This is a genomic window from Paraglaciecola hydrolytica (genome assembly GCF_001565895.1).
GTDB lineage: Bacteria > Pseudomonadota > Gammaproteobacteria > Enterobacterales > Alteromonadaceae > Paraglaciecola > Paraglaciecola hydrolytica.
In genome coordinates this window covers 93,658-94,331 of the sequence record NZ_LSNE01000005.1, presented here as the reverse complement: position 1 = coordinate 94,331, position 674 = coordinate 93,658, and the positions used below count along the sequence as shown (strand labels likewise).

At 41.1% G+C, this 674-nt stretch carries 1 protein-coding gene; it reads left to right on the top strand.

The genetic code is table 11. The features are described 5' to 3' along the window. Window positions 1-244 precede the first annotated feature (244 nt). Window positions 245-674, top strand: a 430-nt coding sequence (locus tag AX660_RS08445; RefSeq protein ID WP_162266409.1) for a phytanoyl-CoA dioxygenase family protein, incomplete at its 3' end; no start/stop codon positions are given.

Genomic DNA, 674 nt, shown 5'->3' with positions numbered 1-674 from the left:
TATGGGGTCTCACTCATTTGCCGCCGCCGTGCAAATTCCAATAATTTTGGGTACAACCTTTAAACAGTTCTATTTGCAGCGTCATTTATGCTGACTTAATGGCAAAGAAGTCACTTTAAACCCACCCCACCAACATTTATATTTAAATACTGCATTCATATAGGAATAATATCTTGCATTATTTTAGCAGCACTCTATCATTGTTAACAATTAAACTTAAAAGATTTAACCATTTGGAGGCACTATGACTCAAATAAAATTAACAGACCAACAAAAACAAGACTACTTTCGCGATGGCTACGTGTTAGTAAAAGGCTATTACAACTCACAAGAAATCAAACGTCTGCAAGATGCCGCCTTTAATGACGACTCTTTGAATGCAAAAGCATGGCAGAAAAAAGATTCAGGCGGCGCTGTGAGTAAAGTGTGTTTGTGGCAAGAAACGGGTGATGACTTTTACAGCATGTTTTCTCGTGGTCGCCGTCTAGTGGATGTATGTGAAGATTTAATTGGCGAGCCGACTTATCACACTAGCACCAAAATTATGATGAAAGAGCCCTATGTAGGTGGAGCGTGGGAGTGGCATCAAGACTTCGGCTATTGGCATCGCGACAACCTTATGCTCTACCCCAAAGCCATCAGTGTCATGGTAGCGATTAACCGAGCTACCGAAG